Origin of the sequence: Desulfosarcina alkanivorans, assembly GCF_009688945.1 — a bacterium.
GTDB lineage: Bacteria > Desulfobacterota > Desulfobacteria > Desulfobacterales > Desulfosarcinaceae > Desulfosarcina > Desulfosarcina alkanivorans.
In genome coordinates this window covers 1-15492 of sequence record NZ_AP021874.1, presented here as the reverse complement: position 1 = coordinate 15492, position 15492 = coordinate 1, and the positions used below count along the sequence as shown (strand labels likewise).

Annotated in this window: 16 protein-coding genes and 1 tRNA gene; 14 read left to right on the top strand and 3 right to left on the bottom strand. The window is 55.5% G+C overall.

Annotation, left to right across the window (positions count from 1 at the left end):
- Positions 1–63 precede the first annotated feature (63 nt).
- From DSCA_RS00085 to DSCA_RS00070, 4 genes are all read left to right on the top strand, one after another.
- Complete coding sequence (locus DSCA_RS00085) at positions 64–1569, top strand: sigma-54 interaction domain-containing protein (RefSeq protein WP_155314512.1); 1506 nt, start codon at positions 64–66, stop codon at positions 1567–1569.
- Between the two features lie 166 nt (positions 1570–1735).
- Positions 1736–2092, top strand: a complete 357-nt coding sequence (locus DSCA_RS00080; RefSeq protein ID WP_155314511.1) for a hypothetical protein — start codon at positions 1736–1738, stop codon at positions 2090–2092.
- A 23-nt stretch (positions 2093–2115) separates the two neighbouring features.
- Positions 2116–3051: a M23 family metallopeptidase gene (locus DSCA_RS00075; RefSeq protein WP_155314510.1), complete on the top strand. Its 936-nt coding sequence runs from the start codon at positions 2116–2118 to the stop codon at positions 3049–3051.
- 110 nt (positions 3052–3161) lie between these two features.
- Complete coding sequence (locus tag DSCA_RS00070; RefSeq protein WP_155314509.1) at positions 3162–3464, top strand: hypothetical protein; 303 nt, start codon at positions 3162–3164, stop codon at positions 3462–3464.
- Between the two features lie 85 nt (positions 3465–3549).
- Here DSCA_RS00070 and hemL read toward each other — a convergent pair whose 3' ends face one another.
- Positions 3550–4833, bottom strand: coding sequence for a glutamate-1-semialdehyde 2,1-aminomutase (hemL, locus tag DSCA_RS00065; RefSeq protein ID WP_155314508.1), 1284 nt, complete (start codon positions 4831–4833; stop codon positions 3550–3552).
- Between the two features lie 274 nt (positions 4834–5107).
- Here hemL and DSCA_RS00060 point away from each other — a divergent pair, with 274 nt between their 5' ends.
- From DSCA_RS00060 to DSCA_RS00015, 10 genes are all read left to right on the top strand, one after another.
- A complete protein-coding gene (locus tag DSCA_RS00060) occupies positions 5108–5854 on the top strand; it encodes an RNA 2'-phosphotransferase (RefSeq protein WP_155314507.1) in 747 nt (248 codons plus the stop codon).
- 101 nt (positions 5855–5955) lie between these two features.
- Positions 5956–6032 (top strand) — tRNA-Lys (locus DSCA_RS00055).
- 209 nt (positions 6033–6241) lie between these two features.
- Positions 6242–6673, top strand: coding sequence for a 30S ribosomal protein S6 (gene rpsF / locus DSCA_RS00050; RefSeq protein WP_155314506.1), 432 nt, complete (start codon positions 6242–6244; stop codon positions 6671–6673).
- 3 nt (positions 6674–6676) lie between these two features.
- A complete protein-coding gene (gene rpsR, locus DSCA_RS00045) occupies positions 6677–6940 on the top strand; it encodes a 30S ribosomal protein S18 (protein WP_155314505.1) in 264 nt (87 codons plus the stop codon).
- 51 nt (positions 6941–6991) lie between these two features.
- Entirely contained in the window at positions 6992–7963 is a 972-nt protein-coding gene (locus tag DSCA_RS00040; protein ID WP_155314504.1) for a YybS family protein, read from the top strand.
- Positions 7964–7995: 32 nt separating this feature from the next.
- Complete coding sequence (gene rplI, locus DSCA_RS00035) at positions 7996–8445, top strand: 50S ribosomal protein L9 (protein WP_155314503.1); 450 nt, start codon at positions 7996–7998, stop codon at positions 8443–8445.
- Between the two features lie 77 nt (positions 8446–8522).
- Entirely contained in the window at positions 8523–9884 is a 1362-nt protein-coding gene (dnaB, locus tag DSCA_RS00030) for a replicative DNA helicase (protein ID WP_155314502.1), read from the top strand.
- Positions 9881–11521, top strand: a complete 1641-nt coding sequence (gene hflX / locus DSCA_RS00025) for a GTPase HflX (RefSeq protein WP_155314501.1) — start codon at positions 9881–9883, stop codon at positions 11519–11521. Before dnaB ends, hflX begins: the two co-directional genes overlap by 4 nt.
- A gap of 109 nt (positions 11522–11630) precedes the next feature.
- Positions 11631–12395 carry an inositol monophosphatase family protein gene (locus tag DSCA_RS00020; RefSeq protein ID WP_231716335.1) on the top strand — a complete coding sequence of 255 codons (765 nt, stop codon included), beginning with the start codon at positions 11631–11633 and terminating at the stop codon, positions 12393–12395.
- A 12-nt stretch (positions 12396–12407) separates the two neighbouring features.
- Positions 12408–12605, top strand: a complete 198-nt coding sequence (locus DSCA_RS00015) for a hypothetical protein (RefSeq protein WP_155314499.1) — start codon at positions 12408–12410, stop codon at positions 12603–12605.
- 8 nt (positions 12606–12613) lie between these two features.
- Here the strand turns inward: DSCA_RS00015 and DSCA_RS00010 are convergent, their stop codons facing one another.
- A complete protein-coding gene (locus DSCA_RS00010) occupies positions 12614–14056 on the bottom strand; it encodes an FAD-binding oxidoreductase (RefSeq protein WP_155314498.1) in 1443 nt (480 codons plus the stop codon).
- Positions 14057–14072: 16 nt separating this feature from the next.
- Positions 14073–15413: a chromosomal replication initiator protein DnaA gene (gene dnaA, locus DSCA_RS00005; RefSeq protein ID WP_155314497.1), complete on the bottom strand. Its 1341-nt coding sequence runs from the start codon at positions 15411–15413 to the stop codon at positions 14073–14075.
- Between the last annotated feature and the right edge of the window lie 79 nt (positions 15414–15492).

Below are 15492 nucleotides of genomic sequence, written 5' to 3'. Positions count from 1 at the left end.
TGCCTGGGCAACATTAACCGCTCTTCCAACCAACGGCTTAATCGCCACGAAAATCATTAGGCTATGAAGACAGACACCTGCGATGCCAACGCACCCATTGACCAGTTGAAGGCCATCTCCTCATGGGTTTCATCCGTACAGGATTTGGATAAACTCCTGCAATTGATTATCGAATCGGCCACCGGCGTCGTGCAGGCCGAAGCCGCGTCACTCCTTCTGCTGGACCCCAAAACCAACACACTCTATTTCAAAGTGGCGACCGGTGCCAAAGGCGAAGCAGTCAAGGATTTCAGGGTGAAAATCGGCCAGGGGATCGCCGGCCATGTGGCCAAAACCGGCCGCCCCCTGCTGATTGCCGATGCCCAGCAGGACGAGCGGTGGATGCGGGAAATCAGTGACAGTATCGATTATGAAACGCGCTCCATGGCCTGTGCTCCCCTGAAAATCAATAAAAGCACCATCGGTGTCATCCAGGTCATCAACAAAAAGGACCATACCCAATTCAGCCAGGCGGACATGGAGGTTCTCGAAGAGTTCTCCGGCCTCGCCGCCCTGGCCATCGGCAGCGCACGCAACCTTGAACAGGTTCGCCGGGAAAATATCGACCTGAAGAAGGAACTGGGAGAAAAACACCAGATTATCGGGAAAAGCCTGGTTTTGGGAAAAGTGCTTCAGGACGCCCAGAAGCTCTCCCGCACCAAAACGACCGCCTTGATTCAAGGCGAAAGCGGCACGGGTAAAGAACTGCTGGCACGCCTGATCCACCGGGAAAGCCCTCGGAAAAACAAACCGCTGGTTGTCCTGAACTGCGCGGCATTGCCCGAAACCCTTTTGGAATCGGAACTGTTCGGCTATGAAAAGGGCGCTTTCACCGGAGCGGCCGGCCGAAAGCTCGGAAAATTCGAAGCGGCCCACGAAGGAACGCTTTTTCTTGACGAAATCGGGGAAATGGCACCCGGCATCCAGGCCAAACTGCTCCGCGTTCTCCAGGAAGGCGTTTTTTACCGGGTCGGGGGCACCACCCCCATTACCGTGGATGTTCGCGTGTTGTCCGCCACGAATAAAAAGCTGGACAAAGAGGTTCAGGCCGGGAAATTCAGGGAGGATCTGTTTTACCGGTTGAATGTGGTCCAACTCAATATGCCGCCATTAAGAGAGCGCCTCGAAGATGTTCCCTTTCTGACCACGCACTTTCTCGATGTGTTTAAAAAGGAAACCGGACTGTCGGGCCTGACCATCTCCGACGCAGCCATGGACAAAATGGTGCACTATAACTGGCCGGGCAATATCCGTGAACTGCGCAATGCCATCGAACGGGCCGTGGTGATGGGGGACGGAAAAACAATCATGCCTGAAGATCTGCCGATCAGCGCCTCCCTGCCCAAATTCGCAGGCCTGAAACTCGGGTTGACCCTTGAAGCCGCTCTCAATGAATTCAAGAAAGAATTTATTCTGCTCAACCTGAAACATACCGGCGGCAATAGAAGCAAGGCCGCCAAAATTATGAATATCCAGCGAACCTACCTTTCACGCCTGATCACCCGCTATGAGATCCGTGATCTGGCCTGAACCCGCCTTTTTTTCGAAACAACTCAAGACGTTTCTTAAACTGCCGATACCCAGTCTGGACCGGATGCATTGCCAGGACCTCTCGAAATAACCCTGGCACTATAATTGCTTGTAAACCATTCAATAATTGGCACTGAGCAGATGACTGTATCCTGGAGGAATTATCATGACTGCCATTCAAATGAACACCAGCACCGTCAGGAAGTTTAAGAAGTCAATGGAACCTGTTGGGTATTACAGCGTTGAATTTGCTGTAGACGACCCGCACCCGCTCTATCAATTTAAAATTTGGCGCACTGAATCGAATCCAATGTTCGTTGTGGTCAAGGAAAACTCTGCCGTCCTTCCTAAATTGAAAGCGGGCAGCGTGTTGAACATGACCTATTACAGCAGCGACACCCAATGCCCCAAAAAGCAGATCGAGACCCGGATCGGGCACATTACCAACGAAAGGGAAGGTCGATTCGAAGGCCATTGTACGATTGACCTGGTTCCGGTCAACCACGCAACCCTTCAGCACTAAAGCCTTTGCAGGCGCGATCAGTAATGGTGACCATGAAAAAGAACCTGACCCTTTTGGTTTTCGATGCAAGGGGCACTCCCGTCAGGCAGGCGAGCATTCCCAGAATGCTGCTACCTGTGAGCGCCCTCTTCTTACTGGGCATAGCCGTTGCCCTTTACGCTGGCATTTCCGCCTACCACCGGTTGAAAACCGAAACGAAGGATGTCCGCGGCCTCCGGTCAGCCCTTCAAACCCAGGAAGAGCGGGTCCTTCAGCAACAGGATCAGATCGTTGCTTTTGCTCAAAAAATTGAATCGTTAAAAACCCAGTTGGCCGAACTCAACAGATTCGAGCAAAAAATACGGATTATCGCCAATTTGGAAACCAGCAAGGATGGGTCGAGCCTGTTTGGTGTGGGTGGATCAGATCCGGAAGACCTGGACCCGACAGCCATGATGGAGCTGGACTACCAGGAACTGGTCAGGGACATGCACGCTGAAATCAATGAAATTGACCAGGCGTCACACAACCAACTCGATTCATTTTCTAATATTTTCAAACAGTTGGAAGGAAAACGGAATTTACTCGCCGCGACCCCGTCCATCCGTCCGGTGAAAGGGTGGGTGTCATCGCGCTTCGGATACAGGAAATCGCCCTTCACCAGTCGTCGGGAGTTTCACCGCGGCCTTGATATTGCAACCCATGCAGGCACACCGATCATCGCACCGGCAGACGGTCTAGTCACCTATGCCGGCAAAAGGGGCCTGATGGGCAATATGGTAACCATCGAACATGGCTTCGGAATGGTGACCCGATATGGTCATGCCCAGAAGATACTCAAGAAGAAGGGAACGTACGTCAAACGGGGTGAGACCATCGCCCTGGTGGGCAATACGGGGCGGAGCACCGGCCCCCACCTTCACTACGAAGTCCGTTTGAATGGGGTGGCCGTGAACCCCACCAAGTATTTTTTCAACTGAAGGGCGAATCGAGCAGCACAAAAACATACAAGTCAATTCAAAAGGCGGCACAAAAAGACACAGAGAAGATGAACATGATGAGACCAGAAACAAAAAAGAAGGCTACTAAAATGAAAAAAACAGTTTTCTTGATGTTATCGGGGATGGCGATCTTCATATCGGGCTGCACCGGTTCCGGTTCCGGTTTGTATTCGGTCACCGGAACACGAAGCGCCCTGATCAACACGAATACCCCCGTCCCGTTGAAAAACGATGACATCCGCGGTGTCTGCCTGTCCATCTCCCCCCGGTCGTCCCTGAACATCGATGTCGAATGCATTCTCGATTATGTTCAGGGAGAAGCCGCTTTCGATCCCACGGATCAGCAGGAGGACCTTCTCAATCCGTGGGTCCGCTGGCGTTATGCCTTCTAACCTGAGAGACCGCCCCGAACAGTCAAAAAACCCCTTGCCGGGAAAAACCACGGCAGGGGGTTTTTTAGTTTTCAAATCCTCCGCATCATAGTTGACCGAATACCGTTTCCGCAGCAGCCAGGGTTTGTTCGATGGCATTGTCGTCGTGGGCCGCTGACAGAAAAAAGGCCTCGAACTGGGAAGGCGCCAGATAAACCCCGTTTTCAAGCATCCCCTGGTAATATGAGGAGAAGCGCCGGAGATCGGAGGTTTTGGCATCGGCAAAATTTTTGACCGGCCGGTCGGTAAAGAACAGGCCCAGCATGGCGCCTGCCCTGTTGCAGGAAACAGGGATATGAGCCTTTTCTGCAATCGACTTCAACCCGTTGATCAGCATGTCCGCCCGAGCATCCAACCGTTCATAGAAGCCATCTTCTTTCAATTGGTTCAACGTCGCGATGCCGGCAGCCATGGCCAATGGGTTGCCCGACAGGGTGCCCGCCTGGTAAACAGGGCCCTGCGGGGCAATATATTCCATGATCTCGCGCCGGCCACCATATGCCCCCACCGGCAGGCCACCGCCAATAATCTTGCCGAAGCAGGACAGGTCCGGGGTAATGCCGAACCGCGCCTGGGCACCGCCAAAGGCAACCCGGAAGCCGGTCATCACCTCATCAAAGATGAGTACGGCCCCATATTTTTCTGTCGTTTCACGAAGGGTTTCAAGAAACTGGCCATCCGGCAGCACCATGCCCATGTTGCCGGCCACCGGTTCCACGATGATGCAGGCAATCCGGTCTCCCTGCTCGGCCATCACCTTGCGCACGGTATCGATGTCGTTATAGGGCAATGACAAGGTGTGCTCGACGAACGAGGCGGGCACACCCGGACTGCCCGGGATCTGAAGTGTCGCGACGCCGGAACCGGCTTCCACCAGCAGCGAATCGGCATGCCCGTGGTAGCAGCCATCAAACTTGATGATTTTATCCCGACCGGTGTATCCCCGCGCCAGCCGGATGGCGCTCATGGTGGCCTCCGTTCCCGAATTAACCATTCGCACCATATCCACCGAGGCAACCGCATCAACGACCATACCGGCCAGTTCGACTTCCAGATCGGTAGGCGCCCCATAGCTGGTTCCCTGTTCCAGAACGGACGAGATGGCAGCTATCACCGCCGGATGCCGATGACCCAGAATCATCGGTCCCCACGATCCGATGTAATCGATGTAAGGGTTGCCGTCAGCGTCAAACAACCGACAGCCGTCGGCACGACTGATGAACAGCGGGTCCGTCCCCACGGACCGGCAGGCCCGGACCGGACTGTTTACACCGCCGGGAATCAGTTCTTGAGCCCTTTTGAACAATGCTGTCGAGTTTTCTTTTTTCATTATCTTTTGTCCTTTCTTATGCAGCGGAATGAAAACGGTTGACTTTTGGGTGGATCGGTGCGGAAACTACCAAACCCGCGCTGGCGGGTCAAGGCGGAGGTCTTTATTCGACAGGATGAAGAATGGATCCGGGACCGGTTAAATTTTAAACGAAAGCCATTTAAACGTTACTATCCTTGAGTCGATACGTTTGGAAACCATCGGCAAACGGGTGTTAGGTCAACACCTGAATGCAGGCAGCGGATTCCGCCTCCCCCCGTAAAGGGATACAGCGATGAAGCACAGCCAGGTCGTCGAGAAGCTGTCCAGAATGCTTGTTTACATCCTCGGCAGGCAACCCGATGAGTTCGCCCTGATTCCCGACGCGCATGGCTACGTGACAATCAAAGACCTGTTGAAAGCATTGGGCGAAGAACCCGGTTGGCGCCATGTCCGTTTGGGCCACATTCGTGAAGTGCTCTACGCCAGCCGCTCACCGGCGGTGGAAATAAATGACAACCGGATACGAGCCGTGGATCGATCCCGGCTCCCGCAACCGGAGACGACCGATGTCTTCCCCAAGTTGCTCTACCACCCGGTTCGCCGGCGCGCTTATCCCCTGGTCATGGAAAAAGGCCTGCAACCTGGCGCTTCCGGGCTCCGGATCATCCTGGCTGGCGAGACGGCCCTGGCCCGGCGACTTGGCCTGCGGATCGACCCGGCCCCCGTTATCCTGACAGTAAATTGCGAGAGCGCCCGAAAAAACGGCGCCACGCTATGGCGTTTCGGCAGTCAGTTGTTTCTTTCTGACAGGCTGCCGGCAGGCAGTTTGAGCGGCCCCCCGTTGCCGAAGCACCGGCCGGAGCCAAAAAAAACAGAGACCCTCCAACCGGCAGGCGCCCCGAAAACACCAGGCGGGTTCACCTTGGACCTGACGGTTGATCCGGCCACCAGAAGCCGCCCCCCAAAAGGATCCCGTCAACGCAAAAATGAATGGAAGCGGGATCGAAAACGCAGAAACAGAAGCAAAACATACCCTTAGGCCGGAGAACCGTTCCCCTTGTTTTTCACCCGCATAAAAAAAACGCATTGACAACCTGCACCCCTGCTGGTAAGAAGCGCTTTTGTTTTGAAGAGATCCAAGGGCCGTTAGCTCAACTAGGCAGAGCACCTGACTCTTAATCAGTAGGTTGAAGGTTCGATTCCTTCACGGCCCACCAATGAATCGCCTAAGGGACGGTTAATCCGCCCCTTTTTTTATGGCGGCAGGGAAAAATATCCGCCGCCGATGGACGGGTGGTGCGTTAAACTATGCGCTTGACAGTTTTTTTCAGTTGATGATATTTTGATTAATTTCTGTTGATTCCGCTGGAATCACGCATCCTTGCTCCGGCTCCCGGCCGGGGCTATTAAACCACAAGGAGGTTTTATGAAGCGGTACGAAACGATTGTTATTATTGACCCCGACCTGTCGAAAGAGGCTGAAGCGCCGATTTTGGAGCGGGTAAACGACTTGATCCCCCAGTACGACGGTTTTTTGATCGAAACGGACGACTGGGGTACCAAGAAAATGGCCTACGACATCAAGAAAAAGAACCGGGGACACTATGTAAGACTGGATTTCTGCGGTGACGGGGCGCTGGTTCAGGAGATGGAACGATTTTTCCGCATTGACGACAAGGTCATGAAATTCATGACGGTCCTGCAGGATGATGATGCCGATCTCGAGGCCATCAAGGCCGACCTGGCGGAAAAAGCGGCAGCGGAAGAGCAGGCGGCGGTTGAAAAGGCTGAAAAAGCTGTTGAGACCGAAACGACAACCGAAGACAAAGAACCCACTGAAGCAAAGGAAGAGGAGTAAGCTATGGCCGTTTCCAAACCCCGTCCCAGAAGAAAAAAAAGAAGAATTTTTCACCGGCGTAAAGTGTGTCGATTCTGTGCAGACCAGAGTCTTGTCATCGATTACAAAGACCCCAAGACGCTGAAATATTTCACCACCGAAAGGGGCAAGATCATTCCCCGTCGGATCTCCGGTGCCTGCGCCAAGCATCAGCGGGCCCTGACCCATGCCATCAAGCGTGCACGCACCATTGCACTGCTGCCATATGTCGGAAATTTTGATCTGTAACCTGCCGGTCGCCCCCGGCAGGATTGAAACGCCTATTTTCAGGAGAAGCGGATGGCGCTGTTGCCATTTCAAAGTGGAGTGTCGAAAGATATCGCTACCGGTGTGATGGCCACGCTCGTGATCTTTTCCGTGTCGGTCTTCATGCCCGTGGTGGGTTTCGTCTTCTCCATGTTCATTCCCCTGCCGGTTCTTTTCTACCGGGCCAAGCTTGGCAGGCGCCTCGGCATAATTGTGCCACTGGTTGCCATTGCGGTGATGGGCGTTGTTCTGGGAGGCGTCACGGTCGACATTCTATTTTTTTCCGGACTGATGTTCCTGGGTTTTGCCATGAGCGAGATGTTCGAAAAAGAGTTGTCCGTTGAGATGACCGTTGCGGGGGCCTGTGGTATGGTATTAGGGGCCGGTCTGATCGGGATCCTGCTCTACAGCCTGGCCAGCAATACGGGTTTTTTCTCCCTGGTGTCCGCTTACGTGGCGACCAACCTGGCCTTATCCCTCGACCTGTACAAAGGTATAGGCATTCCGCAGGAAACCATTGACACCATTTCCGGCTCCCTCGATCAGATTCAATATGTGCTGGTTCGGATATTGCCGTCCCTGGCCGTCGCGTCCACCCTTTTTGTGGCCTGGACCAATTTAATTGCCGCCCGACCGCTCATGGAACGGCGCGGCCTTTATTTTCCGGATTTCGGACGCCTGAACTGCTGGCGGGCACCCGACCCCCTGGTTTGGGGGGTCATCGGCTGCGGCCTGATCATGCTCCTGCCCGCAACGGGACTCCGGCTGGTTGGCGTTAACGGTCTGCTGGTGTTGCTGACCATCTATTTCCTCCAGGGTATCGCCATCGTTTCCTTTTATTTTGAGAAAAAGAAACTTCCGCGAACCATCCGGGTGGTGCTGTACATGATGATCGCATTCCAACAGCTCTTCCTGCTGGTAATCATCTGCATCGGACTATTTGACATGTGGATCAATTTTAGAAAAATTGACACCGATAAGCATGAACCGGACCTGCCATCGTAACATCCGGGCGGTCCTTTTTTTGGAGGCTAAGTATGAAAGTCATTTTGAAGGAAACCATCAGTTCGTTAGGCATCATCGGAAGCGAAGTCAATGTTGCGGACGGGTATGCCCGCAACTATCTGCTCCCCCAGGGCAAAGCCGTTCCGGCCACCAACCAGCAGCGCAAGCTGCTTGAACAGGAAAAGGCCAAATTCGAACTGCAGATCGCCAAGGAAAAAGAATTTGCTCAGGAGATGGCCACCCGTCTGGAAGCCATTACGGTCGCCATCGCCTCCAAGGTCCACGAGGCAGACAAACTCTATGGCTCGGTGACAGTCCGGGATATTATAGATGCCCTGAAAAAACAGGACGTCGAGGTTGAAAAACGCATGGTGCTGCTCAACGAGCCCATCAAAACCATCGGCACCTTCAAGGTTCCTATCCGCGTGTACCAGGGCGTCAAACCGGAAATCACCGTGGAAGTCGTCCCCGAAGAAGCGTGACCCAGAACAGATCGCCGGAAGCCTTCACGCCCACGCGGTTTGAGGCTTCCGGCCTTCCATCATAAAGTTGTTTTTCTATGCCCGACAACCTGAACCCGGTAACCAAATCCCCGCCGTTTCAGAAACTTCCCCCCCAGAGCATTGAGGCGGAGGAATCGATTCTCAGCGCCATCCTGATCGACAACAGCACGCTCATCGACATTCTCGAAATCCTGAATGCCGACGACTTTTACAAAACCGCCCACCAGACCATCTTCTCCGCCATCGAAACGCTTTACGCCAAAAGCGAACCGGTGGACCTGGTGACCTTGAGCAACATGCTCAGGGAAAAGGGGGATCTGGAAAAAATCGGCGGAGCCGCCTACCTGGCCCGCCTGGTGGATGCGGTGCCCATGGCGGTCAACGCCCATCATTATGCACGGATCATTCACGACAAGGCCATTTTAAGGCGTCTGATCGAACGCGCCAACACCATCTCCAATCGCTGTTTCGATGACCGCGGAGAGGTCGAAAGCGTCATCGAGTTCGCCCAGAGCGCCATTTTTGAGCTTTCCGAGGGAAAGACCAAACAGGCGTTTTACCCTATCAGCCAGATTATCGAATCCAACATCGACGCCTTGGAAGAGCGCCAGGGCAACCGGGCCCTGGTCACCGGTGTCACCACCGGCTTTTCGAAGCTGGACGCCCTCACCTCCGGATTCCAGAATTCCGACCTGATCATTCTGGCCGCCCGCCCGGCCATGGGCAAGACCGCCTTTGCCCTGAACATGGCCCGCAATGCCGCCATCGAAGGTGACGTACCGGTGGTCGTCTTCTCACTTGAAATGTCCAAAGAGCAGCTCTCCATGCGCATGCTCTGCGCCGAGGCCCGCGTGGACTCTTCCCGTATCCGCAGCGGTTTTTTAAACCAGGATGACTGGAACCGGATTACCGACGCCGCCGACCGGCTCACCGCAGCCCCGCTGTATATCGACGATTCGCCGGATATTTCGACCACCTCCATTCGCACCAAATGCATGCGCATGAAATTGGACAAGGGCCTGGGACTGATCATTATCGACTATCTTCAGCTCATGCGCGGCAACGCCAATATCGAACGGCGGGATCTTGAAATTTCGGATATCTCCCGTTCCCTGAAAATCCTGGCCAAGGAACTGAACGTACCGGTCATCGCCTTGTCACAGCTCAACCGCAAACTGGAAGAACGAAGCGACAAACGCCCCCAACTGTCTGACCTGAGAGAATCGGGCGCCCTGGAGCAGGATGCCGACCTGGTGGCCTTCATCTACCGGGATGAAGTCTATAACCGCGACGAGAACAATCCGCACCAGGGAACGGCGGAAATCATTCTGGCAAAGCAGCGCAATGGTCCCACCGGCATGGCGCCCCTGGCCTTTTTGAAATCCTACACCCGGTTCGAAAACCTGGCGGCTGAATGAAAGATATCTTCGGCAACCTGTTAGGGCTCAAGACCAGCCAGATCAAACGGCTGGAGAATCTAAGCCGACGACGGGTCGCGCCCCAGGCCATTGTCTCTCACGAACTGTGTCGGGACCTGTGCGCCCTTTCTGCAGAAACCGGACGCCAGATCGGCCTGCTGATCGACCGCAGCGGCAAGGTCACCAAGGTACTGACCGGCGAAGTGGATCGCATCCTGATTCCCGACCTGAGGGGATACCGGCTGGCGCCGGATCGACTGCGGGGGCTGAGGTGCGTCCACACCCATCTGTCCGACGCCCCCCTTTCCCAGGACGACCTCACCGACCTTTCCCTTCTGCGGCTGGACCTGATGGCCGTCGTCACCATGACCGCCGAAGGGTTGCCTTCAGCCATCCACTGGGCCCATATTCTTCCGGGCGCCAGTGAATCGACGCCCTACCGGATCATGGACCCGATCCCGCCCTTTCGGCCGGAAGTCGGATGCCACGACCTGATCCTCGCGTTGGAAGCCGAACTGGCCCGGAAGAAAAGCGACGCGACCGGACCGGCGGGCGCCGAACAGGCCCTGCTGGTCAGTGTCTTTACCGGCCCGCGAAAAGAGGCCCTGGATTCGCTGGACGAGTTGAGTGAACTGGCCCGTACTGCCGACATCAGAATTATCGACACCATTTTGCAGCAACGCAAGAAAGCCAATCCCCGCTTTCTCATGGGCAGCGGCAAACTGGATGAACTGTCCATCATGGCCCTTCACCGGGGCGCCACATTGATCGTCTTTGACCAGGAACTCAACCCCTCACAGATCCGCTCCATCGCCGACCGCACCGAAATCAAAGTGATCGACCGGACGCAATTGATACTGGACATTTTCGCCCGCCGGGCCCAGACCCGGGAAGGCAAGCTGCAGGTGGAACTGGCCCAGCTGAAATACATTCTCCCCCGACTGGTCACCAAGGACATCGCCATGTCCCGACTCACCGGCGGCATCGGCGGACGCGGTCCGGGCGAAACCCGTCTGGAAATCAACCGGAGGCGGGCCAGGGAACGCATCCGGCGTCTGGAAAAGGCGGTGGCCACGGTCCAGAAAAACCGCAGCCAGCAGCGAAGCCGGCGGAGTAAAAAAGGCCTGCCCATCATCTCCATCATCGGTTACACCAACGCCGGCAAGTCAACACTGCTCAATCAGCTGACCCAGAGCCGGGTGCTTGCCGAAAACAAGCTGTTCGCCACCCTGGATCCGTCCAGCCGCCGCCTGCGGTTTCCCAGGGATATCGAAGTGATCATCACGGATACCGTCGGTTTTATCCGTGACCTGCCCAAGGAACTGATGGCCGCGTTTAAAGCGACCCTGGAAGAGTTGGAAAACGCCGATCTGCTGCTGCACGTGATCGACATCAGCAACCCTCGCCACCCCGACCAGGTTCGTTCCGTGGAAACCATCCTCTCCGAGCTCAATCTTTCCGGGATTCCCACCATCCGGGTGCTCAACAAAATGGACCGGATCGATCGGCTGGACCACGATGGAATGATCCGTCGCCTCGACGGCATCGCCGTCAGCGCATTGAACCGGTCGACCTTGAAGCCGCTGACCGAAAAAATGGAAGCAGCCGTGGAACATCTCTATGGAAGCCAGCGCTGAAGGGGGCTCGACGCAACCCCAATCCATTTGCTTTCAGAGCGATATCCTTCCGGCGACAATTGGGTTGACAGATGTCTCGGAATATTTGTAAGTCTTGGTCCTTATGGACATGGAACAGATCAGACGCGTGGGGATTGCCGCTGCCTTCAACGGCGGCAAGGTTCTCCGGGAACATTTCGGAAACCTTCGATCGGTCCGCAAAAAAGGAGCCATTGACCTGGTCACGGAAGCGGACATCCAATCGGAAGCCGCCATCATCGACACGATCGCCCGCGCCTTTCCCGAGCACGCCATCCTTGCTGAAGAAAGCGGGCCCCATGAGGGCGGCGGTGGCCGCTGGATTATCGATCCGTTGGACGGCACCACCAACTTTGCCCACAACCTGCCGCTGTTTTGTGTCTCCATCGCTTTTGCCGCCAATGAGGAAATCCTGGCCGGGGTTGTCCTGGCGCCCCTTCTGGGCGAACTTTTCGTGGCGGTCAAGGATCAGGGCGCCCAGCTCAACGGAGCCCCGATTTTTGTTTCCGCCACCCCAACGCTGGCCGACAGCCTGCTGGTCACCGGCTTTCCTTACGACCATGCGACCATATTCGATCGGATGATGGGCCGTTTCGGCCGATGCCTGACCGCCGCCCAGGGAATCCGGCGACTGGGTTCGGCCGCCCTGGATCTATGCTATGTGGCCAATGGCCGCTTTGACGGCTTCTGGGAACAGCATCTCCAACCCTGGGACACCGCCGCAGGGTTTCTGGTGGCCAGGGAGGCCGGTGCCCGAACGTCGGTTTTCTCGGGTGCGCCCTACGCCATCGAAAGCGATGAAATCGTGAGCACCAACGGCGCCATCCATGATGAACTTCTCAACTTATTGAAGTAATGGGATTGACCAATGACATCTGAGCAGGAAATGAAATTCTCGTTGGATCATTACGTGGGCTGTTTCGGCCGATACCGGAAAAACGATCCTATCTGCCGCTTTCGGTGTGCCCTGAACCTGCGGTGCGCCATCGAACACGACCAGAACGAACGGTTTGAAATTCTGGAAGAACTGGTTTCATCGAGTGGAATGGTTATCAAGGTCAATTAAGGAAATCGCTACCCCGCCCCGGTTTCGCCCGGACACCTTTTAGAGGATTCCCCCCAACCCATTTCAAGGGATTCAGGAAAGATTTTTCCGGGGTTCAAGAGGCCCAGCGGATCAAACGCCTTTTTGATCCGTTTCATCAGCGACATGGCATCGTCCCCCACCTCTTTGGGTAAGTAGGGGGCTTTTGTGACCCCCACCCCGTGTTCTCCGGAAATCGTGCCGCCCAGGGCCAGGGTGGTGTCGAAAAGGGTCTCTACAGCACGGTTGGCCATCTCCAGTGCCGTTTTGTCCGACTTGTCCAACATGATGTTGAAATGGATATTGCCGTCGCCGGCATGGCCGAAGGCCACCATGGTCAGTCCGGTCCGGCGTCTGAGTTCATCGATTTTGGCCACCAGGTCAGGCACCCGGCTGCGGGGAACCACAATATCCTCGTTGATCTTGTGCGGCGCCAGCTTGAACAGTGCCGGCGAAATGGCTTTCCTCGCCTGCCACAATTGTTGTGCCTGTTCGTCCGTTTCAGCCACAGTGACGGAAACCGCACCGAGTTTCCGGCTCAGATTTTTCAGGGACCTTACCAGCCCGGCGATTTCAGCACGCCGGCCATCCACCTCCATAATCAGCAGGGCACCGGCATCCACCGGCAGCCCCACCCGCAGATACCCCTCGGCCAGGCGGATGGAGGCATTGTCCATGAATTCGACGGTACGGGGAACGACATGGCTGCGGATGATTTCTGAAACCGCACGGGCTGCGGTTTCCATGCGGGCAAAGGCCGCCGTCAGGGTCATCACGCTTTCGGGAAGCGCCAGCAGTTTTACGGTGGCTTCGGTAATCAGGGCCAGGGTGCCCTCGGATCCGACAATCAGGCGCGTCAGATCATATCCCACCACGCCCTTGGCGGTGCGGACGCCGGTTTTGACGATTTCGCCGGTCGGCAGCACGGCTTCGAGCCCCAGCACATAGTCCCGGGTAACACCGTATTTTACGGCCTTGGGGCCTCCCGCGCATTCGGCCAGGTTCCCGCCCATGGTGGAAAAGGCGGCGCTGGACGGATCCGGTGGGTAGAAAAGCCCATGGCGTTTTACGTGACGCTGAAAATGGGCGGTGATCACGCCGGGCTGCATGCGGGCCACGAGGTTTTCCCGGTCAATTTCGACAATCCGGTTCATGCGGCTGAAAACGATCACAATACCGCCGTTGACCGCCAGCGCGCCCCCGGTCATGCCCGAGCCGCCCCCTCTGGGAATCACGGGAGTCCGGAAGGCGGTGGCCAGTTTCATGATCCGGGATACCTGCTGGGCGGACTCGGGAAACACCACGGCGTCAGGAACATGAACGGCGGCGGTGGCATCGTAACCGTAACAGACCCGATCTTCCCTTCTGGCGGAAAAATGAGATCTGCCGACGATGCACGCCAGTTGTTCCAGACAGTCGGGATGGATCGCCATGGATTATCCTGCCCAATCAGCCTTTTCCGTTTTCCAGTCGTTCGGAGAGGAACTCGACATGCTTCTGAAAGGGGCCGTTTTCCTGAACGCCCTTCTCCACGGTCTTCAAGGCATGAAGGGTGGTTGCGTGGTACCGGTTGAAACTTTTTCCAATGGTCTGCAGCGAATGGTCGGTGTATTGCCGGGAAAGATACATGGCCACCTGACGTGGCCGGACTATGGCTTGCCGCCGGGATCGGGAGGTCAGATCCGTCAGGCTGACATTGTAGTATTTACATACAAGACGCTTGATCGAATCCAGGGTGATGCCCTGCCGGGAGGTGACGATATTTTTTACGACGCTCCGGGCCAGGGCCAGGTCCACTTCCGATCCGAGCAGCGAGGCCTTGGCGGTGACCCCGATAAATCCGCTTTTCAGTTGTCTCACGTCCTCGGTCAGTTCTGAGGCAAGATATTGACAGACCTCGTCTGAAATGGTGTATTTACTGGTTGCCGCCGTTCGTTTCAGTATGCGCAGGCGGGTCTTGTAGTCCGGGGTGTCGATTTTAGAAATCAGGCCACAGGAAAGCCGTGATTTGAGCTTGTCATTCAGTTTAGGGATATCGGACGGCAGGTAACAGCTGGAATAAATGATCTTTTTATTGGCGTTCATCAACGACTCGAGCGTGTTGGACAGCTCTTCCTGGGTCCCGTTTTTCCCGCTTAGAAAGTGAACATCCTCAAGCAAAAGAACATCGCATTTCTGGCGGTACTTTTCCTTGAAGCCATGAATATTGCTGCTCCGGTAGGAATCGGTCATCTCGTTCATAAAATCTTCGGCCGTGATATAATAGACCCGCTCCCTGGGGAAGGTGTCCAGAATGTGATGCCCCACGGCCTGGGAGAGATGGCTTTTCCCCATCCCTGTTTTTGAAAGCAGGTAAAGCGCGTTCTGGTTCCCCTGGTTGCGCGCGGCCAGGGACAGGGCGGCAGAATAGGCAAAATCGCTGTTTTTACCCACGACGAACTGATCGAAGGTAAAATCTTTTCTCAGCAAATGCCCGCAGTTGGCCGGAGGATCCATGTCCGGCAGCTTCATCTGCCGGCCCTTCGGATCTTCCCGGACGGATTCGGCCGGGGTCGGTCCGACGACCCACCGGACCTTGACCGCCCTGCCGGCCTCACTGGAGAAGGCGTCTTCGATCAGGTGGCCATAATGGTCGGATATCCGCTTTTTTGAAAATTGATTGGGGCATGCCAGAACAACAGCACCGGCTTTCTTTTCGAAAAAAGCAATGGGTTCAATCCACATTCGGTAGCTGTGACCAGGAATTTTTTCCTTGAGCAGAGTTTTCACTGACGTCCAGATTCGGTCCATTTAAAAAATAAATTCCCTTCAGCGACTTGTATCAACGGTCGCACGCTTTACTGAAACAGCTGGCGTTTGGCTCAAAATT

What these genes read in the sequence shown, in the direction of transcription:
- DSCA_RS00085 (WP_155314512.1), top strand. Translation starts at nt 64, where the DNA reads ATGAAGACAGACACCTGCGATGCCAACGCACCCATTGACCAGTTGAAG.
- DSCA_RS00080 (WP_155314511.1), top strand. Translation starts at nt 1,736, where the DNA reads ATGACTGCCATTCAAATGAACACCAGCACCGTCAGGAAGTTTAAGAAG.
- DSCA_RS00075 (WP_155314510.1), top strand. Translation starts at nt 2,116, where the DNA reads ATGGTGACCATGAAAAAGAACCTGACCCTTTTGGTTTTCGATGCAAGG.
- DSCA_RS00070 (WP_155314509.1), top strand. Translation starts at nt 3,162, where the DNA reads ATGAAAAAAACAGTTTTCTTGATGTTATCGGGGATGGCGATCTTCATA.
- hemL (WP_155314508.1), bottom strand. Translation starts at nt 4,833, where the DNA reads ATGAAAAAAGAAAACTCGACAGCATTGTTCAAAAGGGCTCAAGAACTG.
- DSCA_RS00060 (WP_155314507.1), top strand. Translation starts at nt 5,108, where the DNA reads ATGAAGCACAGCCAGGTCGTCGAGAAGCTGTCCAGAATGCTTGTTTAC.
- rpsF (WP_155314506.1), top strand. Translation starts at nt 6,242, where the DNA reads ATGAAGCGGTACGAAACGATTGTTATTATTGACCCCGACCTGTCGAAA.
- rpsR (WP_155314505.1), top strand. Translation starts at nt 6,677, where the DNA reads ATGGCCGTTTCCAAACCCCGTCCCAGAAGAAAAAAAAGAAGAATTTTT.
- DSCA_RS00040 (WP_155314504.1), top strand. Translation starts at nt 6,992, where the DNA reads ATGGCGCTGTTGCCATTTCAAAGTGGAGTGTCGAAAGATATCGCTACC.
- rplI (WP_155314503.1), top strand. Translation starts at nt 7,996, where the DNA reads ATGAAAGTCATTTTGAAGGAAACCATCAGTTCGTTAGGCATCATCGGA.
- dnaB (WP_155314502.1), top strand. Translation starts at nt 8,523, where the DNA reads ATGCCCGACAACCTGAACCCGGTAACCAAATCCCCGCCGTTTCAGAAA.
- hflX (WP_155314501.1), top strand. Translation starts at nt 9,881, where the DNA reads ATGAAAGATATCTTCGGCAACCTGTTAGGGCTCAAGACCAGCCAGATC.
- DSCA_RS00020 (WP_231716335.1), top strand. Translation starts at nt 11,631, where the DNA reads ATGGAACAGATCAGACGCGTGGGGATTGCCGCTGCCTTCAACGGCGGC.
- DSCA_RS00015 (WP_155314499.1), top strand. Translation starts at nt 12,408, where the DNA reads ATGACATCTGAGCAGGAAATGAAATTCTCGTTGGATCATTACGTGGGC.
- DSCA_RS00010 (WP_155314498.1), bottom strand. Translation starts at nt 14,056, where the DNA reads ATGGCGATCCATCCCGACTGTCTGGAACAACTGGCGTGCATCGTCGGC.
- dnaA (WP_155314497.1), bottom strand. Translation starts at nt 15,413, where the DNA reads ATGGACCGAATCTGGACGTCAGTGAAAACTCTGCTCAAGGAAAAAATT.